Raw genomic sequence first — 22,793 nt, forward strand, 5'->3', positions numbered from 1 at the left:
CTGTCGGTAACGTCAAGACAATCACGTATTAGGTAACTGCCCTTCCTCCCAACTTAAAGTGCTTTACAATCCGAAGACCTTCTTCACACACGCGGCATGGCTGGATCAGGCTTTCGCCCATTGTCCAATATTCCCCACTGCTGCCTCCCGTAGGAGTCTGGACCGTGTCTCAGTTCCAGTGTGACTGATCATCCTCTCAGACCAGTTACGGATCGTAGCCTTGGTGAGCCATTACCTCACCAACTAGCTAATCCGACCTAGGCTCATCTGATAGCGCAAGGCCCGAAGGTCCCCTGCTTTCTCCCGTAGGACGTATGCGGTATTAGCGTCCGTTTCCGAACGTTATCCCCCACTATCAGGCAGATTCCTAGGTATTACTCACCCGTCCGCCGCTCTCAAGAGAAGCAAGCTTCTCTCTACCGCTCGACTTGCATGTGTTAGGCCTGCCGCCAGCGTTCAATCTGAGCCATGATCAAACTCTTCAGTTCAAACATCTTTGGGTTTTTAAGAAACCCTAAACTTGGCTCAGCAATCGTTGGTTACATCTTTGATTTCTCGCGGAGTAACTTGTGATGCTGATAATCTTGTTGACTATCAGTCTGACTCCACAAGCACCCACACGAATTGCTTGATTCAGTTGTTAAAGAGCGGTTGGTTAGCTTTCGCTGAACCGAGGCGCGCATTCTACAGCAGCCCCTGTTGCTGTCAAGCGGTTATTTTAAGATGCTTTCAAAGTTTCCTCTGTAACATCAACCACTTGCGCTTTCGATCTCTCGTTAGCGGGAGGCGAATTCTACAGCGTTACACGCTGCTGTCAACACCTCATTTCCTGCTTCGATGACTTGAAGCTGGCACTGCCGAAAACCAATCCAACTCATTGAAACTCAAGGAGTTTTCCGTTTCGACTGCGCCGGAAGTGGGCGAATTATAGGCCGTTAGAATTCCAAGTCAAGCATTAACCCAAACTATTGACCGAAGCAGCTCTATAGATAGAGAAAACCGGATAAGTGCGCAGTATATTGCACATTCGGCATTACTTAAGCATGATGCCTGACCTCTAGGCCCCATACCCCAGGCACTCTCTGTAATGACAAAGCTCCCTCATAGCCTCTTATCGACGCTATTCCCTGTCGGCCTGCTGCTTATCGCCATGGCCTCGATACAATCTGGCGCATCGCTGGCAAAAAGCATGTTCCCCATTATCGGTGCCCAAGGAACAACCAGCCTGCGCCTTACATTCGCCAGCCTTATCATGCTGCTGATACTGCGCCCGTGGCGAGCCAAGCTCACTGCGACATCCCTGAAGACCGTGATTGTTTATGGGATAGCCCTGGGAGGAATGAACTTCCTCTTCTATATGTCACTGCGCAGCGTTCCGCTGGGCATTGCTGTTGCCCTGGAGTTTACGGGGCCATTGGCGGTAGCTATTTATAGCTCCCGCAGACCAATCGACTTTATATGGATAGGTCTGGCCATTACAGGGCTGCTACTGCTCATACCGATTGGTGAAAGCGCTCAAGGAATAGATCCCGTTGGTGCCGGCTATGCATTAAGCGCCGGGGTCTGCTGGGCGCTGTACATTCTTTATGGCCAGAGGGCCGGTGCTGACAACGGAGTACAGACAGCGGCCCTAGGGGTGATCATTGCAGCCTTGTTTTTCGCGCCTATTGGCGTTTACCACGCAGGAGCAGCACTACTGACACCGGGCATCATCCCCATAGCCATTGGTGTAGCGCTATTGTCGACCGCTGTGCCTTACACACTGGAGATGATCGCTCTAACGCGCATCCCCACCCGCACATTCGGCACCCTCATGAGCATAGAACCCGCCTTTGGCGCACTGTCGGGCCTGCTGTTTCTTAATGAGGTGCTGTCATTCACCCAATGGATGGCCATTTCTTGCATCATTCTGGCTTCAATCGGTGCGACTTTAACGATGCGTAACCACTCAAAACCTATCATTGCTGACAAGAAGGCAGCTATTTGACAGAGTTCTGGTAATTGACTCTCGTTTAAGGGATGTTTGTCACTTGAACCGATTCCGGATGAGAATTCCCATCGGAGCAATCGATTCATAGTCACCGATACCCGCATCCCGTAAATCCGACGCAAACGCTTAAGGACAGGAATGAAACGAATTTTGGTAGCTTTAGCCGTGCTCGCTTTAACCGGCTGCGCTGCAACCTCAGAAACAGCCGTCAAGCATGGCAAACGAGGCTTGCATATCAATTGCTCTGGATTGTCCTCATCCTGGAACAAGTGCTACGACAAAGCCGTCAAGTCCTGTGGCAGCAAGGGATACCGAGTGGTCGCCAAATCGGGGGATGCCGCCGAAGAACCGGGAGATTACCCGTTCGGCTTGAACCCGGCCGGTTATACCAGTCGCAGCATGATCGTTATCTGCAAGTAGCAACCCGCGCCATAATAATGCCCAGCAGTCGACCAGGCCGACTGCAGGGCATAGACATCAGCCAGTGATCGAAAATGGCTCAGTGCGAGCCAGCAACCATTCGAGAGCGGCCCCCGCAAGTAGCGGACTCAAGCGCTCGCGAACCTGTGCATGATAAGCATCAAACCAGTCCAGTTCCTCACGCGTCAGCAACGAAGGCTCCAGGCAGCGAGTGTCAATCGGGCACAGCGTCAGAGTTTCAAACTTCAGAAACACCCCAAACTCTGAAGTCCCTGCCTCACGGTTCAGCACCAGGTTCTCGATCCTCACCCCCCAGCGACCCGGACGATATGTCCCGGGCTCAATCGAGGTAATCATCCCCACTTGCATCGCCGTATGCGGTGCAGGCGCAGCCTGATAGGCAATAACCTGTGGGCCTTCATGCACATTGAGGAAATAGCCGACGCCATGTCCTGTGCCATGCCCGTAATCGACGCTCTCAGCCCAAATCGGCGCCCGTGCAATCGAGTCCAGCAAGGGTGATAGGATTCCTTTCGGGAATTGAGCCCTGGACAGAGCGATTACACCTTTAAGTACACGGGTACAGTCGCGCTTCTGCTCTGGCGTTGGCGTACCCACTGGAACCATGCGCGTGATATCAGTTGTGCCTCCAAGGTACTGTCCACCAGAGTCGATCAACAACAAGCCGTCGCCCTCGATCACCGCATGCTCTTGCTCGGTTGCGTGGTAATGCGGCATTGCACCATTGGCATTGAACGCGGCGATAGTGTTGAAGCTCAGCGATACAAAGCCGGGGCGGCGGGCACGAGCAGCGGTCAGTTGCTCATCAATCGTCAATTCAGTGATGCGCTCACGCCCAAGAGCTGTTTCAAGCCAAGCAAAAAACTCACAGAGGGCAGCGCCATCCTGCTCCATGGCCTGACGAATATGGACCGCGTCATCAAGACTCTTTTGTGACTTGGCCAGGGTGGTTGGGTTCAGGCCTTCGACCAGTTTTACTTCAGGCTGCAAATGGCCAAGCAGCCCACAGGTCACGCGCGCGGGATCGACCAGCAAACGGGTTGCAGCAGGCAAGGACGCCAGAGCCGCGTTGACCTCAGTGTAATCACACAGCTCAACACCCTCCCCCTCAAGCCTCTCTCGCAGTTGTGCACCGACTTTATTCAGATCCAGGAACAAGGTTGCCCGCGCTTGCTCGATTATGGCAAACGATACGAACACTGGATTAAAGGAGACATCCGAACCACGCAGGTTAAACAACCAAGCAATGTCATCCAGGGTTGCAATGAAATGTGCATCGGCCTTGCGCTGCGTTAGGGTCTCGCGCAACTGCGCCAGCTTTTCCACGCGGCTGACTGTCGCTTGCGGTGGCAAGTGCTCATAAACCGGCTGCACCGGAAGTGCCGGACGGTTTTCCCAAACCAGATTTAGCAGATCGATATCAGTACGCAGGACTGCACCACGCTGCTTGAGCCTGCTTTCAAGTGTTCGCGCCGAGGCCAACGCGAGAACGGCGCCATCAACCGAAACCGTTGCGCCCTCAGGCGCTTGCTCAGCCAACCACTCCAGAGGGCCGGGCTGGCCGGGCACCAGCTTGACGAGCTCGATGGTGCTGCCACTCAGCTCTTTGCTCGCTTGCTCCCAGTAACGGCTGTCCGCCCAGAGCCCGGCAAAAGTTGGAGTCACAATCAGGGTTCCGACAGAACCATGAAAGCCTGACAGCCACTGGCGACCCTGCCAATACGCGGGCAAGTACTCCGAGAGATGGGGATCGGCCGACGGCACCAGAAGCGCGAAAATACCATTCTGGCTCATCAACGCACGGGTGCGCGCCAAGCGCTCAACCACCGACTCCGAATTCAACAACTGAGTACTCATTCTGTCTCCTGCTTGCCACTGGTAATTATTATTGGTTGCCAATGATGATGGATCAGCCACTAAGGTTGGGCAACCGCCCAAAAAGGTGCGGGCGCAGCGACAGAAGCCTTGATCGCCTTCACTGCAACATCTATATCCTGCTCGCGGGTGAAACGGCCAAGACTCAAACGAATCGTTCGGCTCGCCTTATCTGCATCATGCCCCAATGCCAGCAGCACGTGGGACGGCGCATTGCTGGCCGAGTTGCATGCCGACGTTGCCGAGTATGCCAGCGCAGCACTCAAGGCCGCACTGTTGAAGAGCCCTTCGCTAAAGGTCAGGCTCAAGGTGTGGGGAATGCGCTGTGTCGGACAACCATTACACTGCAGCCCCGGCACATCAGCCAGTTGCTCGAGCAAACGCTCACGCAAGTGGCCGATATGAGCCAGCTCCTGAATAAATTCCTGACTGGCCAGCGCAAATGCTGCGCCCATACCTGCGATCTGGTGCGTGGCCAGGGTTCCTGAACGCAAGCCAGACTCGTGTCCGCCGCCATGAATCTGCGCCTGCAACCGGTCCTGGGCTCGCGGCCCCACATACAAGGCACCGATCCCTTTGGGGCCATAGATCTTGTGCCCGGAAAACGACATCAGATCTACCGCCCACTCATCCAGATCGATGGCGATCTTGCCCGCGCCTTGCGCGGCATCAACATGAAACAACGCACCATGCTCGCGCACCCGCCGACCAATACCCGGGATGTCATTGACCGTACCCAGTTCATTGTTGACCAGCATCAACGAAACCAGCAGCGTATCTTCACGCAGCGCAGCACTTACCTGTTCAGCACTTACAAGCCCATTGGCATCGGGTGCCAGATAGGTCACCTCAAAGCCCGAATTCTGTAAAAAACGTGCCGTATCCAGCACCGCCTTATGCTCAATCTGGCTGGTGATGATATGCCCATGCGACTGGCCACTGGCCTGAGCCACACCTTTTAACGCCAGGTTGTTGGACTCGGTGGCGCCCGAGGTCCAGATAATCTGCTCGGGCCTTGCATTAATCAGTTGCGCTACCTGTTCACGTGCCAGCTCTACTGCAGACCGGGCTTGCTGACCAAAGACATGAGAGCCCGAAGCCGGGTTACCAAAATTACCTTCAAAGCCCAGGCAATCGACCATCACCTGAATGACACGGGCGTCCACAGGCGTGGTGGCAGCGTAATCGAAATAAATAGGTCGCTTGTTCATTGTCCAAACCCACTGAGCGCGTTCTGGAATCAGGCAGTGCTTGATATCAGAATAGTGAAGCCGCATGAAAAGGCGGCTGTAAGAAATACCCGATTGAGTCAGGCGAAAAAAGGTGTTTCCGGAACAAAATACGTAGGAAAAATCCCAAAGTCAGACCATCTGGGAAGCAAGGTCTTATAAGGCGCTAAAAACAGGTGCTGACGCAAGTCTGATATGCAATATCGATATATAAATATGGAATTAGGTTAGTTTACGGAATATCAAAATAACTTTATAAAGCAGCCTTCGGCTTTCCTTTTGTGGGCAGAGCCCCTGTTAAAAGGAGCTGTCAATGCAGCTTTTAACATTACCTGCCACCCCGGCACTGGCCACGTCCATACGCGCCACGGCCCAGGTTTTTGAAGACCCTGCGTCCAAAGACCTGCTGGCGCACCTGCAACAAATAGCCCCCAGTGACGCCAGTGTGCTGATCATTGGCGAGACCGGTACGGGCAAGGAACTGGTCGCCCGGCATATTCACCAACTCAGCCATCGCCACCAGCAGCCTTTTGTGGCCGTTAACTGCGGAGCATTTGCCGAGTCACTGGTCGAAGCCGAACTGTTCGGCCATGAAAAGGGCGCGTTCACAGGTGCGCTGACCGCCAAGGCCGGCTGGTTTGAGGAGGCCGATGGCGGCACCTTGTTTTTGGATGAAATCGGCGACTTGCCGTTGACCATCCAGGTAAAGCTGCTGCGCGTCCTGCAAGAACAAGAAGTCGTGCGGCTGGGCTCGCGCAAAAGCACACCGATCAACGTTCGCGTGCTGGCCGCAACCAACGTCAATCTGGAACAAGCCATCGACGCTGGCCATTTCCGAGAGGACCTGTATTACCGCCTCAATGTGGTTAGCCTCGCGCTGCTCCCATTGCGCGAACGCCCTGGCGACATACTGCCGCTGGCCAAGCACTTTCTTAAAATCTACCGCCAACGGCTACCGCACGGACCGACAGCCCTGAGCCCGTGCGCTGAAGAGGCACTGATCAGCCACCCTTGGCAGGGCAATATTCGCGAACTGGAAAACGTTGTGCACCACAGCCTGCTCCTGTGCCGCAATCAAACCATCACGGTGCAAGATCTGCGTTTGTCCCAGTTACGCAGCAGGCGCCCGGACTGCTCTGCACAGCAGTCCGCCACGCACACTACCCGGGACTTGTTGCAGCGCGCATTTCGAGAACTGTTCGAAGAAGAACCAGGAGCCTTGCATGAAACCGTGGAAGACGCCCTGCTACGCAGCGCCTATGAGTTTTGCCATCACAATCAGGTACACACTGCCAAGCTGCTGGGTTTGAGTCGTAACGTCACGCGCACACGCCTGATCAAGCTCGGAGCACTGTCAGTCAACACCCGGCGAGTGGAAGCCGACGCCCTCGCCTATTGATAACACTCGCACACCATCAGCAATTGCCTGACAACAGCACAGAGCGGTTTGCAGCACCGCTCCAAGTACCGTCGGGCAATCAGCGCGATGTCTATTGAACCGCCCCACCACAAAAGGCCTATCGCCGCTGTTCACGCTTATCGGTAAGATGACGCCCTTCCCGCGCGTCTGCGCTGTACGTCCTGCCGAATTAAGTCGATCCCATGCCTTTTGAACTCAGCGTAGATTTGACCACCCTCGCCATTCTGGCTCTCGTGGCTTTTGTTGCCGGATTTATCGACGCCATTGCCGGCGGCGGAGGCTTGCTCACCACCCCCGCCCTGCTCACCGCAGGCCTGCCGCCACATCTGGTGCTGGGCACCAACAAGCTCAGCTCGACATTCGGCGCTGCCACGGCGAGCCTCACCTTTTACCGACGCAAGCTGTTCCACCCCCGGGAGTGGAAGCTGGCCATCTTCGGCACTCTCGCAGGCGGCCTGATCGGTGCAACCACCGCCCACTACATGCCCGCCGACTGGCTGAACAAAATGCTGCCGGTGATTGTTTTCGGCTGCGGGCTCTACCTGCTGTTTGGCGGTACGCCCAAAACCCCGATCGACAACGATGCGCCGATCAAAAAGAAGTGGCAGTTGCCGCAAGGTTTTGGCCTGGGTTTCTATGATGGCGTGGCAGGGCCAGGAACAGGCGCGTTCTGGACCGTCAGCAGCATGCTGATGTACCCGATCGACCTGGTGAAGGCCAGTGGCGTGGCCCGCAGCATGAACTTCGTAAGTAATATCGCGGCGCTGTCGGTGTTTATCTTCTCCGGCCACGTGGACTGGGTGATCGGCCTGACCATGGGTTTCGCCGTCATGATCGGCGCCTTCTTTGGCGCCCGCAGCGCGATCAGCGGCGGGGCCAAATTTATACGCCCGGTGTTTATCACCGTAGTGCTGGGTTTGACCGTGCGCCTAGCTTGGCAGCACTGGTTCGGCATGGCCTAAGCGTTTTGCCACATACAAATCGATGAGATAGCGCGCGATTGAGCGCGACGCTGGCAACGGCGGTAGCTGGTGCACATTGAACCACTGCGCATCTTCTATCTCATCGGCCTGGGGCACGATTTCACCCCCTGCATATTCAGCGTGAAAACCCAGCATCATCGAATGCGGAAACGGCCAGCACTGGCTGCCCACATACTGGATGTTTCTGACCTCGACCTGCACCTCTTCACGGACTTCACGAATCAGGCAATCCTCGGCGGATTCTCCCGGCTCGGCGAACCCTGCCAAGGTGCTGTAGACCCCTGGCACAAAGCGCGGTGAACGGGCCAGCAATACCTCATCGCCCCGGGTAATCAACACAATCATGCTCGGCGAGATACGCGGGTAACTGCGCAAGTCGCAGGTTGCGCAATGCATCGCACGCTCCCTTGGCACCTGCGTCATTGCCTGACCGCAGCTACCGCAAAAACGATGCTCGCGAGCCCAGGTGCCAATTTGCGCGGCATAGCCGAGCACCTTGTACAGGGTGTGATCGTCACCCAGCATAAATGCGCGCAAGCCCTGCCATTCACAGCCCTCAACGTGCGCTGCACGATCCAGCTCCAGCAGATACACCGGCTCACCGTCCAGGTGGCCGATGCCATGCTCGGCCAGCACCGGCAGGTCCTGACGCTTGAGCCCGTTGCGGGGAAACAACGGGCCGTTGCCGTCAATCAAAAAGCCGTCGGGGCCGCGCGCCACGGCCCAGCCGCCAGGTAGGTCTGTATCCAGTACTGCCGTGATCCAACGCGGTGCCATTAAATGATCCTTGCTCAGGTTACAAAGTCGTCAATCCACAAACTCGGGTTTTTGCTTGGTCATGTGCGCCGCCATCGCCAAACGCAGGTCGCTGGATTGCAGCATCGCTGCGTTCCATGTCGCGACATATTCCAGACCGTCATCCACACTGTGATCACGCATATAGCTGATCATCCGCTTGGTTCCCGCAATAGCGATGGGGGACTTGCCAGCGATTTCATCGGCAATCGCCATAACGCCGTCAAGCAACGCCTGATGATCACTGTAGACCCGGTTCACCAAACCGATCGTGCGGGCTTCATCCGCCGCGACCATCCGGCCGGTGTAAGCCAGCTCACGGAGCATGCCATCACCAATGATGCGCGGCAGTCGCTGCAGAGTGCCCACATCCGCGGCCATGCCCATGTCGATTTCCTTGATCGAGAACTGCGCGTCCGCGGCGGCGTAGCGCATGTCGCAGGCGGCTATCAGATCGATCGCACCCCCCAGGCAGTAACCCTGAATGGCGGCCAGTACAGGTTTTCGACACTGGTCCACGGCAGTGAACGAGGCCTGCATTTGCAGGATCTTGCGTCGTAGCAAGCGGGCATTGCGCCCCACATCCTTGCCCATCTCATTGGCCACCGAGGCCAGGAGCATCAGGTCAATACCGGCGGAAAAATGCTTGCCTGCACCGCTGAGCACCACAACACGCACGGCGTCGGTTTCATCAATCCACTGGAATATCTCGATGATCTCGGTCCAGAACGCCGCATTCATCGCGTTGACCTTTTCAGGCCGGTTGATCTGAACGTGGGCGATGCTGCCTTTTAGCTCAACCTGAAAAGCCTGGTAGTCGGACATAACCTGAATCCTTTGTAGGGCGCTGCCGCCGGTCAATGAACGGCGGACTATAACAAGCCTTGCAGGCCCCAGGCAGGCCGCGATTACGCCAAGTTACGGACAAAATGACCTACATGAAAAACTTCAGCGCGGCAGAATAAAGCGCTCAATCGCCTGAGCAACGCCATCTGCAACATTACTGCCGGTGACCTGCATCGCTTGCTCGCGAATCTGCGCATCGGCCTGGCCCATTGCAATCGACAACCCGGCGCGATGAAACATCGCCGGATCATTGCCGCCATCACCGATTGCTACCGTCCGCTCAAGCGGTACGCCCAGATGCTCGGCCAAGGCGACAAGAGCATCGCCTTTATTGGCCTTGAGGGCGGTGATATCCAGATAACGGGACTGCGAACGGCTGGCTGACGCTTCCCCGCTCAACAACAACTGCAAATGTTGCTCAAGCTCCACCAACAGCGGCGCATTGCTGGTGGTGGCCACGATCTTGTCCACCCGGTGCAGATAGGGCTCAAAACTCTCGACCGCCAGCGGCGCATAACCCAGGCCCTGCTGCTCGTGGGCAACCATCGGTCCTAACGGATCGCGCAACAGCCACTCATCGTCAGCGAACACCCAGACTTCAACTTCATGCTCAGCCAACAAGGCGAGGGTCTTGAGGACCGCTTCGTACGGCAAGTGGTGGGACTGCAGATAGCTGCCATCGGCGTTGACCAAAACCCCACCATTGAATCCCGCTGTAGGCAGCTCAATACCCAACTGCCTGATAAATTCGCGCATGGCTCTGGGCGGACGGCCGGTGGCCAGAGTGAAATGAATGCCTGCCGCTTGCAGTGCCTTGACTGCCGCAAGGTTGCGCGGGCTGATGGTGTGGTCGGGCAACAGCAAGGTGCCATCCATGTCGCACAGCACCAGTTCGATGGGTTCTTGCTTCACGCCACTCATCCTATGTTGAGCCAGGCGCGACCATCGCGAGCCAGCAGTTCTTGAGCCGCCTGCGGGCCATCTTCGCCAGCCTTGTAAGGTTGCACGTCAGTGTTTTCACGCCATGCATCCAGAAAAGGCTGCACGCCACGCCAGCCGTTTTCGATATTGTCCGCGCGCTGGAACAATGTCTGATCACCGGTCAGGCAGTCATAAATCAAGGTTTCGTAGCCGGTAGACGGCTGCATCTCGAAGAAGTCCTTGTAGGCAAACCCCAACTCGACATTGGTTGTTTTCAGGCCTGGGCCCGGACGCTTGGCCTGAAGGTCAAACCACATTCCTTCGTTGGGTTGAATCTGAATCCGCAAATAGTTGGGCTGCAACCGCTCGACATCGGTGTCGCGGAATTGCGCATAAGGCGCCGGTTTGAAGCAGATGGCGATTTCAGTGTCGCGCGCGCTCATGCGTTTGCCGGTACGCAGATAAAACGGCACACCGACCCAGCGCCAGTTATCGATCATTATCTTGAGCGCAACAAAGGTTTCGGTATTGCTGTCAGGCGCCACGTTGTTCTCTTCGCGATAACCCACGACCGGCTTGCCGCCGGACTCACCCTGGGTGTACTGCCCGCGCACAGAGTTTTTCAGCGCATCTTCCTCGGACCAGGGACGAATCGCGCCAATGACTTTGGCCTTTTCGCCGCGCACCGCATCCGCCCCAAACGCAGCGGGCGGCTCCATCGCCACCATCGCCAGCAGTTGAAACAAATGATTTGGCAGCATGTCGCGCAAAGCGCCGGTGTGTTCGTAAAAACTGCCACGTGTCTCGACCCCAACGGTTTCTGCCGCCGTGATCTGCACATGGTCAATGTAATGATTGTTCCAGAAGGCCTCAAAAAGCCCATTGGAGAAACGGCTGACCAAAATGTTCTGGACAGTTTCCTTGCCCAGGTAATGGTCAATCCGGTAGATCTGCTTCTCGCTCATGACATCAAGCAGGCATTCATTCAATGCTTGCGCTGTCTGCACGTCCGAGCCAAAAGGTTTTTCAATGACTACCCGGCGAAATGCATCCGGGGTTTCCTTGAGCAACCCGCTGGCGCCCAACCGCTGCACGACTTCGCTGAAAAAGCGGGGTGCAGTGGCCAGGTAGAACACCGCATTGCCCGTACCACTGGCGATGATTTTCTGCTCCAGCGCCCCGTAGGTGCTGTCATCCAGAAAGTCGCCCTGCACGTAGCTGATGTTCTTCGCCAACGAGGCCCACAAGTCGGCATTCAAGCCTTGGCCATCTGGATGATCCACTTTGCTGGCGGCTTCAGTTCGAATGAAGTCTTCCAGCTTTTTGGCGAAACCCTCATCGCTGATCGCATTGTGGTCGACGCCCACAATGCGCAGGCCATCATCCAGTAAACCGTCACGACTCAAGTTGTACAGCGCGGGCATCAGCAAGCGCTTTACCAGATCACCGTGAGCCCCGAACAAAAACAGAGTGGTAGGTGGCGCAGGCTTGACGTTGGGTTTACTGGACAGATCGGTCATTTTTTAGGCGTCTCCACATGGCCGCCGAAACCAAAGCGCATGGCCGACAACAATTTGTCGCCATAGAGGCTTTGCTGACGCGAACTGTAGCGGGCAAACAAGGCCTGCGACAACACCGGCACCGGCGTCGACTGTTCCATAGCGGCTTCGATAGTCCAACGGCCTTCACCGCTGTCCGCCACGGCGCCCGAGTAACCGTCCAGCGGCTCATCAGTGGCCAATGCGTCGGCAGTCAAGTCCAGCAACCAGGACGAAACCACGCTGCCACGACGCCATACTTCCGCGATATCACCCAGGTTCAGGTCAAAACGCTGATCTTCAGGCAGATTTTCACCGCCCTTCATCTTCATCAGGTTGAAACCTTCGGCGAAAGCCTGCATCAAGCCGTACTCGATACCGTTGTGAACCATTTTCACAAAATGGCCTGCACCCGCTGGGCCTGCATGGATGTAACCACGCTCGGCACGATCATCGTCAGACACACGGTCCTTGGTGCGCGGGATATCACCCATGCCCGGCGCCAGCGCTGCAAACAGCGGGTCCAGGTGCTTCACGACAGCGCTGTCTCCACCGATCATCATGCAATAACCGCGCTCCAGGCCCCACACGCCGCCCGATGTACCGACGTCAACGTACTGCAGGCCCTTTTCGGCCAGCGACTGCGAACGACGGATGTCATCTTTGTAGAAGGTGTTGCCGCCATCAATGATGATGTCATCGGCGTCGAGCAGTTGGCTCAAGGTCTCGATGGTCTCTTCGGTTGGCGCGCCGGAAGGCAGCATCACCCAGACAGCACGAGGTTTGGCCAGGCCTGCAACCAGCGCTGGCAAATCGGCAACGCCTGTGGCGCCTTCCTGTTCCAGAGCACTTACAAAGTCGGTATTGCGGTCAAAAACCACGGTTGTATGCCCATTGAGCATCAGACGCCGCGCGATATTCCCGCCCATACGGCCCAATCCAATAATTCCCAACTGCATGTACTGTTGCTCCCAACGACAAAAAATAGGTCTAAAGCACCTTAGTGCAGCATTGCTTAAGGTGCTCGGCCAGGATCAGTCCTGGCACATGGTGCATAGTTTCGCACAAGCTGAAGGACATATACCCGATTCAATACATGCAACAGACGGACGAAGCAGCAAAGACTGCAAAAGTTACAAGCCTCAGGGTCGCCTGACCAAGCCGATCGGCCCCGACAGTCGCCACTGTTGGTGACAAAGTTTTCACATGCACTTCGCAATACTTAAACACTTTGCGACTGCTCATCATTGATGCAGTTCTCATGTGTTGTGCCTGCCTACACGGCACTAACCAATCAAGTAGTTATCGGCTGGAGCGCTGTATGGGGATGTTTAAACGCAGTAACACATCTGCGAAGGGGTTCGACTGGGCGGCCCTTGGGTGGCTGTTTCTATTCTTCTGGTATTTCTCCGGCATCACCCAACTGCTGATCCAGCTGACGGGCACCTCGGGGTTTTCAGGGTTTCGCCAAGCCTTTGTGATGAGCGCCATCTGGCTGGCCCCGATGCTGATGTTTCCCAAGCATACCCGCGTCATGGCTGCCGTTATCGGCGTCGTTCTGTGGGCATGTTCCATGGCCAGCCTTGGCTACTTCTTTATCTATCAGCAAGAGTTCTCACAAAGCGTCATCTTCATCATGTTCGAATCGAACATCTCCGAAGCTGGCGAATACATGACCCAGTACTTTGCCTGGTGGATGGTCCTGGCATTCCTGGCGCATACCGCTTTTGCCGTGTTCCTCTGGACTCGCCTGCGCCCGGTGTATCTGCCCCGCGTGCAAGCCTGGACCGCAGCAATCGCCATACTGGTGGCCGTTGTCGGTTATCCGCTGATCAAGCAAACCATCAAGCACGACACCTTTGCCTCGGCCATGGAAAGTTTCGAAAGCCGTGTCGAACCAGCAGTGCCATGGCAGATGGTGGTGGCTTATCGCCGTTATCTTGAGCAACTGGACAACATGCAAGGCATGCTTGCCAGCGCCAGCAAGATCCCACCCCTGACCAACCTCAAGGACACTGAAGCCGGCAAACCCACCACCCTGGTTCTGGTCATTGGCGAGTCCACCAACCGCCAGCGCATGAGCCTTTATGGCTATCCTCGCGAAACCACACCCAACCTCGACAAATTGCGCGATCAACTGGCGATTTTCGACAACGTCGTGACTCCACGTCCTTACACCATCGAAGCCCTGCAGCAAGTGCTGACGTTTGCCGACGAAGAAAACCCTGACCTGTACCTCAGCACCCCCTCACTGGTCAGTGTGATGAAGCAAGCCGGTTACAAGACCTTCTGGGTGACCAACCAGCAGACCATGACCAAGCGCAACACCATGCTCACCACTTTCTCCGAGCAGGCTGACCAGCAGGTCTACCTCAACAACAACCGTAACCAGAACGCCCGTCAGTACGACGGCGATGTACTTGAGCCATTCAACAAGATCCTTGCCGACAGTGCCCCGCGCAAGCTGATCGTGATTCACCTGCTCGGCACCCACATGAGCTACCAGTACCGCTACCCGCCGACCTTCGAGAAATTCGTCGACCGCACCGGTGTACCGTCAGGCCTTACCGATGATCAAGTACCTACGTACAACAGCTACGACAACGCCGTTTTGTATAACGACTTTGTGGTATCAAGCCTGATCAAGGACTTTGCCAAGACCGATCCCAATGGTTTCCTGCTGTACCTGTCCGACCACGGCGAAGACGTGTTCGATTCGGTCGGCCACAACACGCTGGGGCGTAACGAAGCCAAACCGACCGCGCCGATGTACACCATTCCGTTTATGGCCTGGGCCTCGCCAAAATGGCGTGAAAGCCATGCCTGGAATTTCGCCAGCGACCTCAGCCGCCCTTACAGCAGCTCGCAGTTCATCCATACCTGGACAGACCTGGCAGGCCTGAGTGCCGACGAGCTCGACGATAAAAAGAGCCTGGTCAGCGATCAGTTTGTCGCCCGCCCGCAACTGATTGGCGATCCTTACTCGCGCCCGCAAAAAGCCTTGATCGACTTCAGCCTGATCAAACCCAAACCTCCTGCTCCGGGAAGTGTGGCCACGCAATAAAAAAATGCTGCGGGGCGCCAATACCGCTCCGCAGCGTTTTAGTTCAACGTTACACACACCCAGAAACAACAATAAGTCTCATTTGTCTTAACTCGTCCCCTTGTTATTCGTTTGAAGCACTAGACAACTTCAGATCAATAACAAGGAGCCGCAGCCATGCTCGCGCCCATAACCCGTTCCATTACCCTTTCTCTCGGCCTTATCAGCAGTGTCGTCAGCCCGCAATTACTGGCAGATGCCGAACTGGATGACACCGAAAAAACCACCCGTTCGCTGGAGTTGGGCAGTACCAGTGTCACTGCCGAAGGCCTGGGTGCAACCACCGAAAACAGTGGTTCCTACACCACGGGCTCGACCAGCACTGCGACCAAACTCAACCTGAGCATTCGCGAAACCCCGCAGTCGATCTCGGTCGTCACCCGCCAGGAGATGGACGACTTCAACCTCAACACCCTTACCGAGGCCATGCGCCATACCACCGGCGTGGTAGTGCAGCACAACGACTCGGACCGGGTCGCCTATTCCGCCCGTGGCTATACCATTCGTAATTTCCAGATTGACGGGATGCTCAACACCTTCAGCTTTATGAAGTCTGATGCAGACACCATCATCTACGACCGCATTGAAGTCGTTCGCGGAGCCACCGGTTTGACCACCGGCGCAGGTGATCCGTCGGGCACCATCAACATGATCCGCAAACGCCCGACCCACGAGCTGCAGGCCAAAGCCGGCGTCATGGGCGGCAGCTACGATGACTATTACAGCTATGTCGATGTGGGCGGACCGCTGGCCTTCGATGGCCGTTTGCGCGGGCGCACTGTGCTTGCCTATCGCGACAGCAAATCGTTTCGCGACAACTACGCCCTGAAACGAGAAGTGGCCTACGGAATTTTGGAAGCGGACCTGACCGACTCCACTACCTTGGCTGTGGGTTACGACTATCAGGACAAGCAGGTACAGGGTACATCCTGGGGTACTCTGCCCTATTGGACCGGCTCAGGTGACAAAGCCCATCTTGGCCGTTCAACCAACTGGGCCACCCCGTGGAGTTCGTGGCCGATGAAGGACAAAACCGCGTTTGCCACGCTTGACCAGCAACTGTTCAACGACTGGCGGCTGAAAGCGGCCTATACCCATCGCACCAGTGACGCCGCGGGCAAGGTGTATTACGCCGGTGGCGGTTTCCCTAATGCCGATGGGACGGGCATGTTTGCCAACAGCAGCCACTTCACCGGTGACGAAAAAATGACCGCCGTCGACGTCAATATCTCGGGCACTTACCCCTTGTTCGGGCGAGACCACGACCTGATGGTGGGTTACGGCGAGGCCAAATATGACAGCACCTCACCATTGTTGAAATCTCTCAATCCAAAGGACTACAACACCGTCCCCGACTGGAATGACATGGGCTCAATTCCCGCATATCAGGACTTTGATACTGGCCTTGGAGGCCCCCGCAGCATCATCAAACAGAAGTCAGGTTATCTGGCCACTCGCTTTAACCTGACAAACAAATGGCATGCCGTACTCGGAAGCCGTTATGGCAGTTGGAAAAGCTCCAATACCGGTAACGATTACGTCGATGAAAACCAGACAATCATTGAGTACACCGATATATCCCAAACACAAAACGACATCATCACGCCTTATGCAGGGTTGCTGTATGACTTCACCGAAGACTTCACGGCTTATGTGAGCTACACGGATATCTTCAATCCTTCCGAAGAAAAATCTGTTTCGGGCTCATACCTGGAGCCTGTAGTTGGCAGTAACTACGAACTGGGCCTCAAGGGCAGCTTCCTGCAAGAACGCCTCAACTTGTCGACGGCCGTGTTCTGGAGCAAACAGGACAACGTGCCGGAAATCGACGACTCCGTGCCACGCGGCCCCAACGGCGAGGAATATTACAAATCCGGAGGCAAGGGCAACAAGATCAATGGCTTTGAAATCGAGCTGGCTGGTGAGGTCATGCGTGACTGGAACATGGTTGCCGGTTACACCTATACCCACTCACGCAACGCCACAGGCCAGCGCATGAACACCGCGTCGCCATTGAACCTGGTCAAGGTCTCGAGCACCTACCGCCTGCCGGGGGAATGGAACGCCATGACCGTGGGTGCCGCCGTGAACTGGCAAAGCGATATCTACCGAGCAGCCAATCGTCCTACCGGTGAGAAAAACGCAGATGGCAACCCGATCACCTTCAAAGAAGACATTAATCAAAAGTCCTACACCCTGGTCGATCTGATGGCCCGCTACAAATTCGACGAGCATGTCTCCGCTTCGCTGAACGTCAAGAACCTGCTCGATCAGAAGTACTACGAAAACGTGGGCTTTTATAACGGCGTGTTCTGGGGTGAACCGAGGACGGTGGCTTTAGGCCTGGAGTGGACACTCTAAGCCGCAATGCTGTTCACTTAAGGTATGGCCGCAGCTGTGGGAGCGAGCCTGCTCGCGAAAGCGTCAAGAGCGTCGCGATTAGCCCGTATGCACGCACTATCATTTAGCAGGCTCGCTCCCACATATTTGTCATTTTTGTGGGAGCAGGCTGCCCTGCTTACAAATACTTGTTCCAGAACAACATACGCCCATGAGCCGGGTCGAGTTGCCCGTCGCTGAAGCCAAACTTGCGATAGGAACCTTGTGCCACCGGATTACCTTCAAGCACTTCCAAGGTGATCTTGCAGCAATCGCGCTCACGGGCGATGTCTTCAACCTTGAGCAACATTTTCTGGCTAAGGCCCAGGCCGCGAAACGTATCCACTACTGACACATCATGCACGTTGACCAAAGGCTTACCGGCAAAGGTCGAGAACCCTTCAAAACAGTTCACCAGACCAGCCGCCTCACCGTTGACGAACGCCAGCACACTAAATGCATGGGGACGCTTGGCAAGCGCGGCGGGCAACCCATCCAGCACTTCCTGCGATAGCCCTTGACCACCACCCATCGGGTCTTTGGCGTAGTGGTTCAATACGTCTCTCAGCGCCTGGGCGTGAACCGGGTTTGTATAGTCTGCTTGCACTACAACGACATCCGACATTACGCGTATTCCTCGACGAATCAGTCCATTAGTGTCTGTATATGACGACACCAGACCTTAGCGCGGCCGAGGTAATACAGACAAGTCTGCGCTTCAAGGCTGAGCTGAAGAATCCAGCATCGGCATAAGCCTGGGGAGCTGGCTGACAAACTTGTCGACATCCGCATACATCAGCACATGGCGAAAATGCGAATTCTCATTGCGATATTCGACCTCATCCGTGATGTCCCCTCCTGCCATGTCCTGACTGATCAGCAACACGTCATATTCATTGGTGTCCGCGACCTTCAAACCCACCAACGCCTCAGCGTTGTACAAAGGCGCGATCCGGTAGTAACCCAAAATATTAAGAGCCTTTTCTATTTTTAGAGCCTGAGCCGGATCTGCGTCGGCTATCAGTATTCGTAATGATCTGGTTGGCATTTTGGTCTCATCATTCAGGTGACTCATTGACCTGCGCGTAACGCTCTAATTGTTCAGCCAACTGCTCCATACTGCTGTGCAGCGCATCGACCGCAACGGTAAGACGTTGCGGTTCTCCCGCCTGGCAAACCGCTTCCAGTTGCTCGCAGCACTCGATCAGTTTATTGGCTTGAATCAGCCTCCCTCCCCCTTTGACCCCATGCGCCAGGTCAGCCAGCCCTTGGTAATCATCGTTCACAAACAGTTCGACCAGGGATACAAGGTCCTGTCGATTGCTGACCGCCAGTTCAGTGAGCAGCTTTTGAATCACCCCATCATCGCCCTGACTCAACTGTTTGAGATACGTCAGATTAATCTCGGCGCCATCCTCCGGTTCATGGCTATCCTGGCCTTTCGCATCCTGCGGTACACCAGACGCCAGACACGCACTCAAGTCATTCAAACTGATGGGCTTAAACAGGCACTGATCCATACCGGCGTCCCTGCAGCGCTCGACTTCTTCCGGTTGTGCGTTCGCCGTAAAACCAAAAATCCGGCAAGCCACCCGTGCCAGGGAAGCCTCCTCGGAGCGCACTGCCCGCGCCAGCTCATAGCCATTCATGACCGGCATCGAACAATCGGTGATTACCACGTCGAAATGCCCCGTCCGCCACGCTTTCAGGCCCAACGCTCCATTTTCGGCGTCCGTCACCCGGTGCCCCAGATAACTCAGTTGCTGGGCCAGCAACATCCGGTTAGCCGGATAATCATCCACCACCAGAACATTCAACGACCGAGTAATGCCCAGCTCTTGCTGCTCGGTGTCTACCGCAAACTCTTCAGGCTCAAGCAGTGGCACCACCATCATGACCTCAACCCGGGTGCCGATCGCTTCCAGACTACTGAGGTGCAACTGCCCCCCCATCATTTCGCAAAGATCGCGGCTAATCACCAACCCCAGACCTGAACCGTTGCGTGCCGATTGGGTGTTGTTACTGGCCTGAACAAATGGACTGAACAAGCGACGCTGGTCTTCATCAGAAATACCCACCCCCGTGTCCTCGACACGCAAGCAAATTGACACCTGCTGCGCATCGTCAACGGGCTGAACTTTCAAGATCAGACGAACTTCGCCCTTGTGCGTGAACTTGATCGCATTGCTCAGCAAGTTGGAGACGATCTGCTTGAAACGTATCGGATCGATCAGAACCTCAGCATCCGCCTGCGGACTCAACTCACACACCAGACTCAAGTGCTTTTGCCGCGCAAGCCCATCGAACATCCGCGCCACGGCCTCTACCAGCGATTTGATATTCGCCCGTTGGGGGCTCAACGACAGGTGCCCGGATTCAATACGTGCGATATCCAGGATATCGCCAATCAGTTCGAGCAACTCGCGGGCAGATACCGAGGCCACTTCAATAGCAAAACGATCCATGACCCCTTGATCGGCTTTTTTCAGTGCCAGCTCCAGCATGCCAATCACCGCATTCATGGGAGTGCGGATTTCATGACTCATGGTAGCCAAGAATGTGGTCTTCGCCCGGTTCGCCTCATCAGCGCCTTGTTTGGCGATATTTAACTCGTTCAACAATTGCTGACGCTTGGCAATTACCCGCTGCAAATAGGTAATCCACGCGATAGCCACCAACAGCAAGGCCGCCGCAATAGCGAAGCCTTGTAAAATTGCAGCGCGATTACGCAACCAGTAGCTCTCACCCGCCAGCGTGTCAGTGCGCCAGCGACGGGTCAGTTCACTCATTTCTCCAGGGGTGATACTGAGTAATGCCTTGTTCAGAATCGAATTCAACTGAGGATCATTGCCAGCAGTGGCAAATCCGATCTGCTCGGGTTGTGTGCCCACCGTACTCGTGATGTGCAATTGTTTGGCAAAACGCCGCGAGACCAGATAACGCGCACTGACCAGCGTGCAGATCGCCGCATCGGCCTTGCCCTCTGCCACCATTTGCAAGGCCGCCGGAGGGTTGTCAGCCTCCAGCACCTGAACCTGTGGGTAGCTATGCACAATAAAATCGCGCAGCACATTGCCACGTACTAACACCACACGCTGGCTGGCCATTTCATCCAGTGTTTCAAAGCCCTCGGCGCCAATACGGGTGGTCAGCACAAAAGGCGTGGTGAGGTAAGGCCGAGTAAAGCGCAGCTGGTTTTCACGAGCGGTGCTACTGGTGATAGCACCCAACACATCTGCCTTGCCCGAGGCGACCAACTCAATCACGCCCCCGACCGTATGCTCGCGTACTGGCTGAAACTCTATGCCGGTCCGTGCACTGATGTTGGTTAACAGATCGGCAATTAAACCTTTGAACTCGCCTTGCTCATCAAAAAACGACAGCGGCAGGAACTGATCATTGACCGCTACCTTTAATCGCGGGTGTTCTGCCAACCAGCTCTGTTCGCTTGTAGTGGGGTTAAACCGCCACGGGTTATTGATTTGCGGCCCGTCAGAGCTCCAGCGCCGCAGGATTGTCATACGTGCACTGGGCGGGATTACCGCCAGCGCGGCATTAATAATGCGCACCAATCTAGGCTCATCACTACGCAGTGCAAAAGAGAATGGGCTGTCTTCCAGACGTGAAAAGTCAGCCAGTTGCACGTTGTTCAAGTAGTTCTTCTGGATCAAGTAATTGGCGCTGATAAAATCCCCCAGGTAAACATCGGCTTGGCCAAATGCCACGGCGCCGATAGCGGTCAGAGTCGAGGGATACAGTTGCAAGGATGCTTCGGGGTAGAAGTCCTTGACCTTTTGCGGCGGCAAATAGTGATCCAGCATGGCTATGCGCAGGCCTGCCAGATTAACTGGCGGACGCTCCCGATTACTGCTGCGCGTCACCAGCGCAGGTGTGTCGTCCGCGTACGCCAGGCTTAACACCAATGCGGGATCTTGCACTTCAAAACCATTGGAGCTGCTGAGCAAATCCAGCTCGCCCAGTTTGAGTGCTTCAATCGCTTGCGGCCTTGAAGGGTAACGCTTGACCTCGATATCGACGTGCAACAACTGCGACAGCAACTGCGCGTAGTCAGCCGTTACCCCTTCGAAATCCTGGCCATTGACGACCAGGTCAAAAGGGCCGTAGTCGGGTGCCGAGACCCCCAAACGCAAGGGGCCTTGTTGCTTGAGCCATTGCCAGTCAGATGCCGTAAGCACCACGCTGTACGCTTCGACATTCGAACGGCCCAACAGCCGCAAGGGTTGCACTGGCGGGTCAGCGGCTGCATTGGGTTGGCCAAGGACAAGTAGCAGCGCAATGAGTCCCAGACATGCAAGTGTTTTCAATTAAATCAGATCATTACGTTTGGCAAAATCTGCCAAATAGACGACCGACTTTATATTCAGTTTTTCTATTAATCGCGCCTTATAAGTACTAATGGTTTTACTGCTCAATATCATGTCTTCAGCAATCTTCTTGTTACTCAAGCCTCGAGCAAGTTGTTGCAGAATATACAACTCACGCGCCGATAAATGCTGAATCAACTCCACGTCGCTCATGCTTGCATCACTGTTGCGTACCGAACTGGCCGCCAGATACGGAAAGAACGTATAGCCATCCATGATCACTTTGACAGCCCTCAGCAATTCCGTGAGGTCCTGGCTCTTGGTGATAAACCCTGCGGCACCGGCCTTCATGCAACGCTGTGAGTAAAACAGCGGCGATTGTGAGGTGAGTACCAGAATACGGGTCTCCAGCCCTGAAGCCCTGATTCGATTGATCACTTCCAGGCCATCCAGGCCTGGCATGGTGATATCCAGGACAATCAAGTCAACGTTATGCAGGCGCGCGAGTTGAACCGTATCGGTGCCATTGGCCGCTTCTGCCACGACCTCATACCCCTGACTTTCCATCAGCACTTTCATCGCTGATCGAATAAGTGAATGATCATCAGCAATCAACACTTTCATACATTTAATCCTCTGCCAGTAAGCCGAGCATCAGCGTATATCAGGCGCAAACATATCGTTTTGAGTAGGTATAACCGGCGTAAGCCGGTAAAAAACAACCTAATGGATGACATTGAAAGTATAGGATAGATCCTACAATCAACCTCTTTAGGTCCCACTATATTTGAGCGCAACACACTGAAGCCCGTTCGAAATCGAGCCGCGAATGATCGCTAATCAGATGCCGCCTACGAGAAGGGAATTCACCATCTTATCTGTAAGATTTTTCTTATATTCGCTACTTAAAGCTGCCAAGGGTTTTGGCCTTTTGAGCTGCCGAGCCGG

17 protein-coding genes and 1 rRNA gene (1 of these 18 cut by a window edge) are annotated in these 22,793 nt (G+C 55.3%); 6 read left to right on the plus strand and 12 right to left on the minus strand.

The genetic code is table 11. From position 1 onward, the window contains the following. Positions 1-488 (minus strand): 16S ribosomal RNA (locus tag U5A05_RS16975) (it extends 1,049 nt beyond the left edge of the window). A gap of 599 nt (positions 489-1,087) precedes the next feature. Between U5A05_RS16975 and rhtA the strand changes: the two genes are divergently transcribed. Both rhtA and U5A05_RS16985 read left to right on the plus strand, forming a co-directional pair. Next, entirely contained in the window at positions 1,088-1,987 is a 900-nt protein-coding gene (gene rhtA, locus U5A05_RS16980) for a threonine/homoserine exporter RhtA (protein ID WP_261739077.1), read from the plus strand. 141 nt (positions 1,988-2,128) lie between these two features. Continuing rightward, a complete protein-coding gene (locus tag U5A05_RS16985) occupies positions 2,129-2,410 on the plus strand; it encodes a hypothetical protein (RefSeq protein ID WP_261739078.1) in 282 nt (93 codons plus the stop codon). Positions 2,411-2,467: 57 nt separating this feature from the next. Here the strand turns inward: U5A05_RS16985 and U5A05_RS16990 are convergent, their stop codons facing one another. Together U5A05_RS16990 and U5A05_RS16995 are read right to left on the minus strand one after the other, a co-directional pair. After that, positions 2,468-4,288 (minus strand): aminopeptidase P family protein, encoded by a 1,821-nt coding sequence (locus U5A05_RS16990; protein ID WP_321834029.1) that lies wholly within the window; start codon positions 4,286-4,288, stop codon positions 2,468-2,470. A gap of 59 nt (positions 4,289-4,347) precedes the next feature. Next, positions 4,348-5,517: a cysteine desulfurase family protein gene (locus U5A05_RS16995; RefSeq protein WP_321834031.1), complete on the minus strand. Its 1,170-nt coding sequence runs from the start codon at positions 5,515-5,517 to the stop codon at positions 4,348-4,350. A 331-nt stretch (positions 5,518-5,848) separates the two neighbouring features. On the opposite strand from U5A05_RS16995, the gene U5A05_RS17000 reads away from it, so the two are divergent. Continuing rightward, positions 5,849-6,934: a sigma-54 interaction domain-containing protein gene (locus U5A05_RS17000; protein WP_261739081.1), complete on the plus strand. Its 1,086-nt coding sequence runs from the start codon at positions 5,849-5,851 to the stop codon at positions 6,932-6,934. A gap of 203 nt (positions 6,935-7,137) precedes the next feature. Further along, complete coding sequence (locus U5A05_RS17005) at positions 7,138-7,917, plus strand: TSUP family transporter (protein WP_321834034.1); 780 nt, start codon at positions 7,138-7,140, stop codon at positions 7,915-7,917. Here the strand turns inward: U5A05_RS17005 and nudC are convergent. The 5 genes from nudC to gnd all read right to left on the minus strand — a co-directional run bounded on the left by nudC (position 7,885) and on the right by gnd (position 12,997). Beyond that, complete coding sequence (gene nudC / locus U5A05_RS17010) at positions 7,885-8,715, minus strand: NAD(+) diphosphatase (RefSeq protein WP_321834035.1); 831 nt, start codon at positions 8,713-8,715, stop codon at positions 7,885-7,887. The genes U5A05_RS17005 and nudC overlap by 33 nt on opposite strands. A 30-nt stretch (positions 8,716-8,745) precedes the next feature. Further along, positions 8,746-9,558 carry a crotonase/enoyl-CoA hydratase family protein gene (locus U5A05_RS17015; protein ID WP_321834036.1) on the minus strand — a complete coding sequence of 271 codons (813 nt, stop codon included), beginning with the start codon at positions 9,556-9,558 and terminating at the stop codon, positions 8,746-8,748. A gap of 123 nt (positions 9,559-9,681) precedes the next feature. Continuing rightward, complete coding sequence (locus tag U5A05_RS17020; protein ID WP_321834037.1) at positions 9,682-10,500, minus strand: Cof-type HAD-IIB family hydrolase; 819 nt, start codon at positions 10,498-10,500, stop codon at positions 9,682-9,684. Next, positions 10,497-12,020, minus strand: coding sequence for a glucose-6-phosphate dehydrogenase (gene zwf / locus U5A05_RS17025; RefSeq protein ID WP_321834038.1), 1,524 nt, complete (start codon positions 12,018-12,020; stop codon positions 10,497-10,499). The genes U5A05_RS17020 and zwf overlap by 4 nt, the downstream gene beginning before the upstream one ends. Next, on the minus strand, positions 12,017-12,997 hold the full coding sequence (gnd, locus tag U5A05_RS17030) for a phosphogluconate dehydrogenase (NAD(+)-dependent, decarboxylating) (protein ID WP_261739087.1): 981 nt from the start codon (positions 12,995-12,997) through the stop codon (positions 12,017-12,019). Before gnd ends, zwf begins: the two co-directional genes overlap by 4 nt. A gap of 362 nt (positions 12,998-13,359) precedes the next feature. On the opposite strand from gnd, the gene U5A05_RS17035 reads away from it, so the two are divergent. After that, positions 13,360-15,102: a phosphoethanolamine transferase CptA gene (locus U5A05_RS17035; RefSeq protein WP_261739088.1), complete on the plus strand. Its 1,743-nt coding sequence runs from the start codon at positions 13,360-13,362 to the stop codon at positions 15,100-15,102. Between the two features lie 156 nt (positions 15,103-15,258). Further along, positions 15,259-17,502, plus strand: a complete 2,244-nt coding sequence (locus U5A05_RS17040; protein WP_321834043.1) for a TonB-dependent siderophore receptor — start codon at positions 15,259-15,261, stop codon at positions 17,500-17,502. A gap of 157 nt (positions 17,503-17,659) precedes the next feature. On the opposite strand, the gene U5A05_RS17045 is transcribed toward U5A05_RS17040, so the two are convergent. The 4 genes from U5A05_RS17045 to U5A05_RS17060 all read right to left on the minus strand — a co-directional run bounded on the left by U5A05_RS17045 (position 17,660) and on the right by U5A05_RS17060 (position 22,469). Beyond that, complete coding sequence (locus U5A05_RS17045) at positions 17,660-18,145, minus strand: GNAT family N-acetyltransferase (protein ID WP_261739090.1); 486 nt, start codon at positions 18,143-18,145, stop codon at positions 17,660-17,662. Between the two features lie 93 nt (positions 18,146-18,238). Beyond that, complete coding sequence (locus tag U5A05_RS17050) at positions 18,239-18,568, minus strand: ANTAR domain-containing protein (protein ID WP_321834044.1); 330 nt, start codon at positions 18,566-18,568, stop codon at positions 18,239-18,241. A 10-nt stretch (positions 18,569-18,578) separates the two neighbouring features. After that, complete coding sequence (locus tag U5A05_RS17055) at positions 18,579-21,845, minus strand: transporter substrate-binding domain-containing protein (protein ID WP_321834046.1); 3,267 nt, start codon at positions 21,843-21,845, stop codon at positions 18,579-18,581. Beyond that, complete coding sequence (locus U5A05_RS17060; protein WP_321834047.1) at positions 21,846-22,469, minus strand: response regulator transcription factor; 624 nt, start codon at positions 22,467-22,469, stop codon at positions 21,846-21,848. Positions 22,470-22,793: the final 324 nt, after the last annotated feature.

Source organism: Pseudomonas kulmbachensis, from assembly GCF_963681935.1.
Classification (GTDB): Bacteria; Pseudomonadota; Gammaproteobacteria; order Pseudomonadales; family Pseudomonadaceae; genus Aquipseudomonas; species Aquipseudomonas kulmbachensis.

Excerpts from the sequence above, each read along its gene's own strand:
- gnd (WP_261739087.1), bottom strand. The coding sequence starts at position 12,997 with ATGCAGTTGGGAATTATTGGATTGGGCCGTATGGGCGGGAATATCGCG.
- U5A05_RS17020 (WP_321834037.1), bottom strand. The coding sequence starts at position 10,500 with ATGAGTGGCGTGAAGCAAGAACCCATCGAACTGGTGCTGTGCGACATG.
- U5A05_RS17000 (WP_261739081.1), top strand. The coding sequence starts at position 5,849 with ATGCAGCTTTTAACATTACCTGCCACCCCGGCACTGGCCACGTCCATA.
- U5A05_RS16990 (WP_321834029.1), bottom strand. The coding sequence starts at position 4,288 with ATGAGTACTCAGTTGTTGAATTCGGAGTCGGTGGTTGAGCGCTTGGCG.
- U5A05_RS17005 (WP_321834034.1), top strand. The coding sequence starts at position 7,138 with ATGCCTTTTGAACTCAGCGTAGATTTGACCACCCTCGCCATTCTGGCT.
- U5A05_RS17050 (WP_321834044.1), bottom strand. The coding sequence starts at position 18,568 with ATGCCAACCAGATCATTACGAATACTGATAGCCGACGCAGATCCGGCT.
- U5A05_RS16995 (WP_321834031.1), bottom strand. The coding sequence starts at position 5,517 with ATGAACAAGCGACCTATTTATTTCGATTACGCTGCCACCACGCCTGTG.
- U5A05_RS17040 (WP_321834043.1), top strand. The coding sequence starts at position 15,259 with ATGCTCGCGCCCATAACCCGTTCCATTACCCTTTCTCTCGGCCTTATC.
- U5A05_RS17015 (WP_321834036.1), bottom strand. The coding sequence starts at position 9,558 with ATGTCCGACTACCAGGCTTTTCAGGTTGAGCTAAAAGGCAGCATCGCC.
- U5A05_RS17060 (WP_321834047.1), bottom strand. The coding sequence starts at position 22,469 with ATGAAAGTGTTGATTGCTGATGATCATTCACTTATTCGATCAGCGATG.
- U5A05_RS16985 (WP_261739078.1), top strand. The coding sequence starts at position 2,129 with ATGAAACGAATTTTGGTAGCTTTAGCCGTGCTCGCTTTAACCGGCTGC.
- zwf (WP_321834038.1), bottom strand. The coding sequence starts at position 12,020 with ATGACCGATCTGTCCAGTAAACCCAACGTCAAGCCTGCGCCACCTACC.
- U5A05_RS17035 (WP_261739088.1), top strand. The coding sequence starts at position 13,360 with ATGGGGATGTTTAAACGCAGTAACACATCTGCGAAGGGGTTCGACTGG.
- U5A05_RS17045 (WP_261739090.1), bottom strand. The coding sequence starts at position 18,145 with ATGTCGGATGTCGTTGTAGTGCAAGCAGACTATACAAACCCGGTTCAC.
- nudC (WP_321834035.1), bottom strand. The coding sequence starts at position 8,715 with ATGGCACCGCGTTGGATCACGGCAGTACTGGATACAGACCTACCTGGC.
- rhtA (WP_261739077.1), top strand. The coding sequence starts at position 1,088 with ATGACAAAGCTCCCTCATAGCCTCTTATCGACGCTATTCCCTGTCGGC.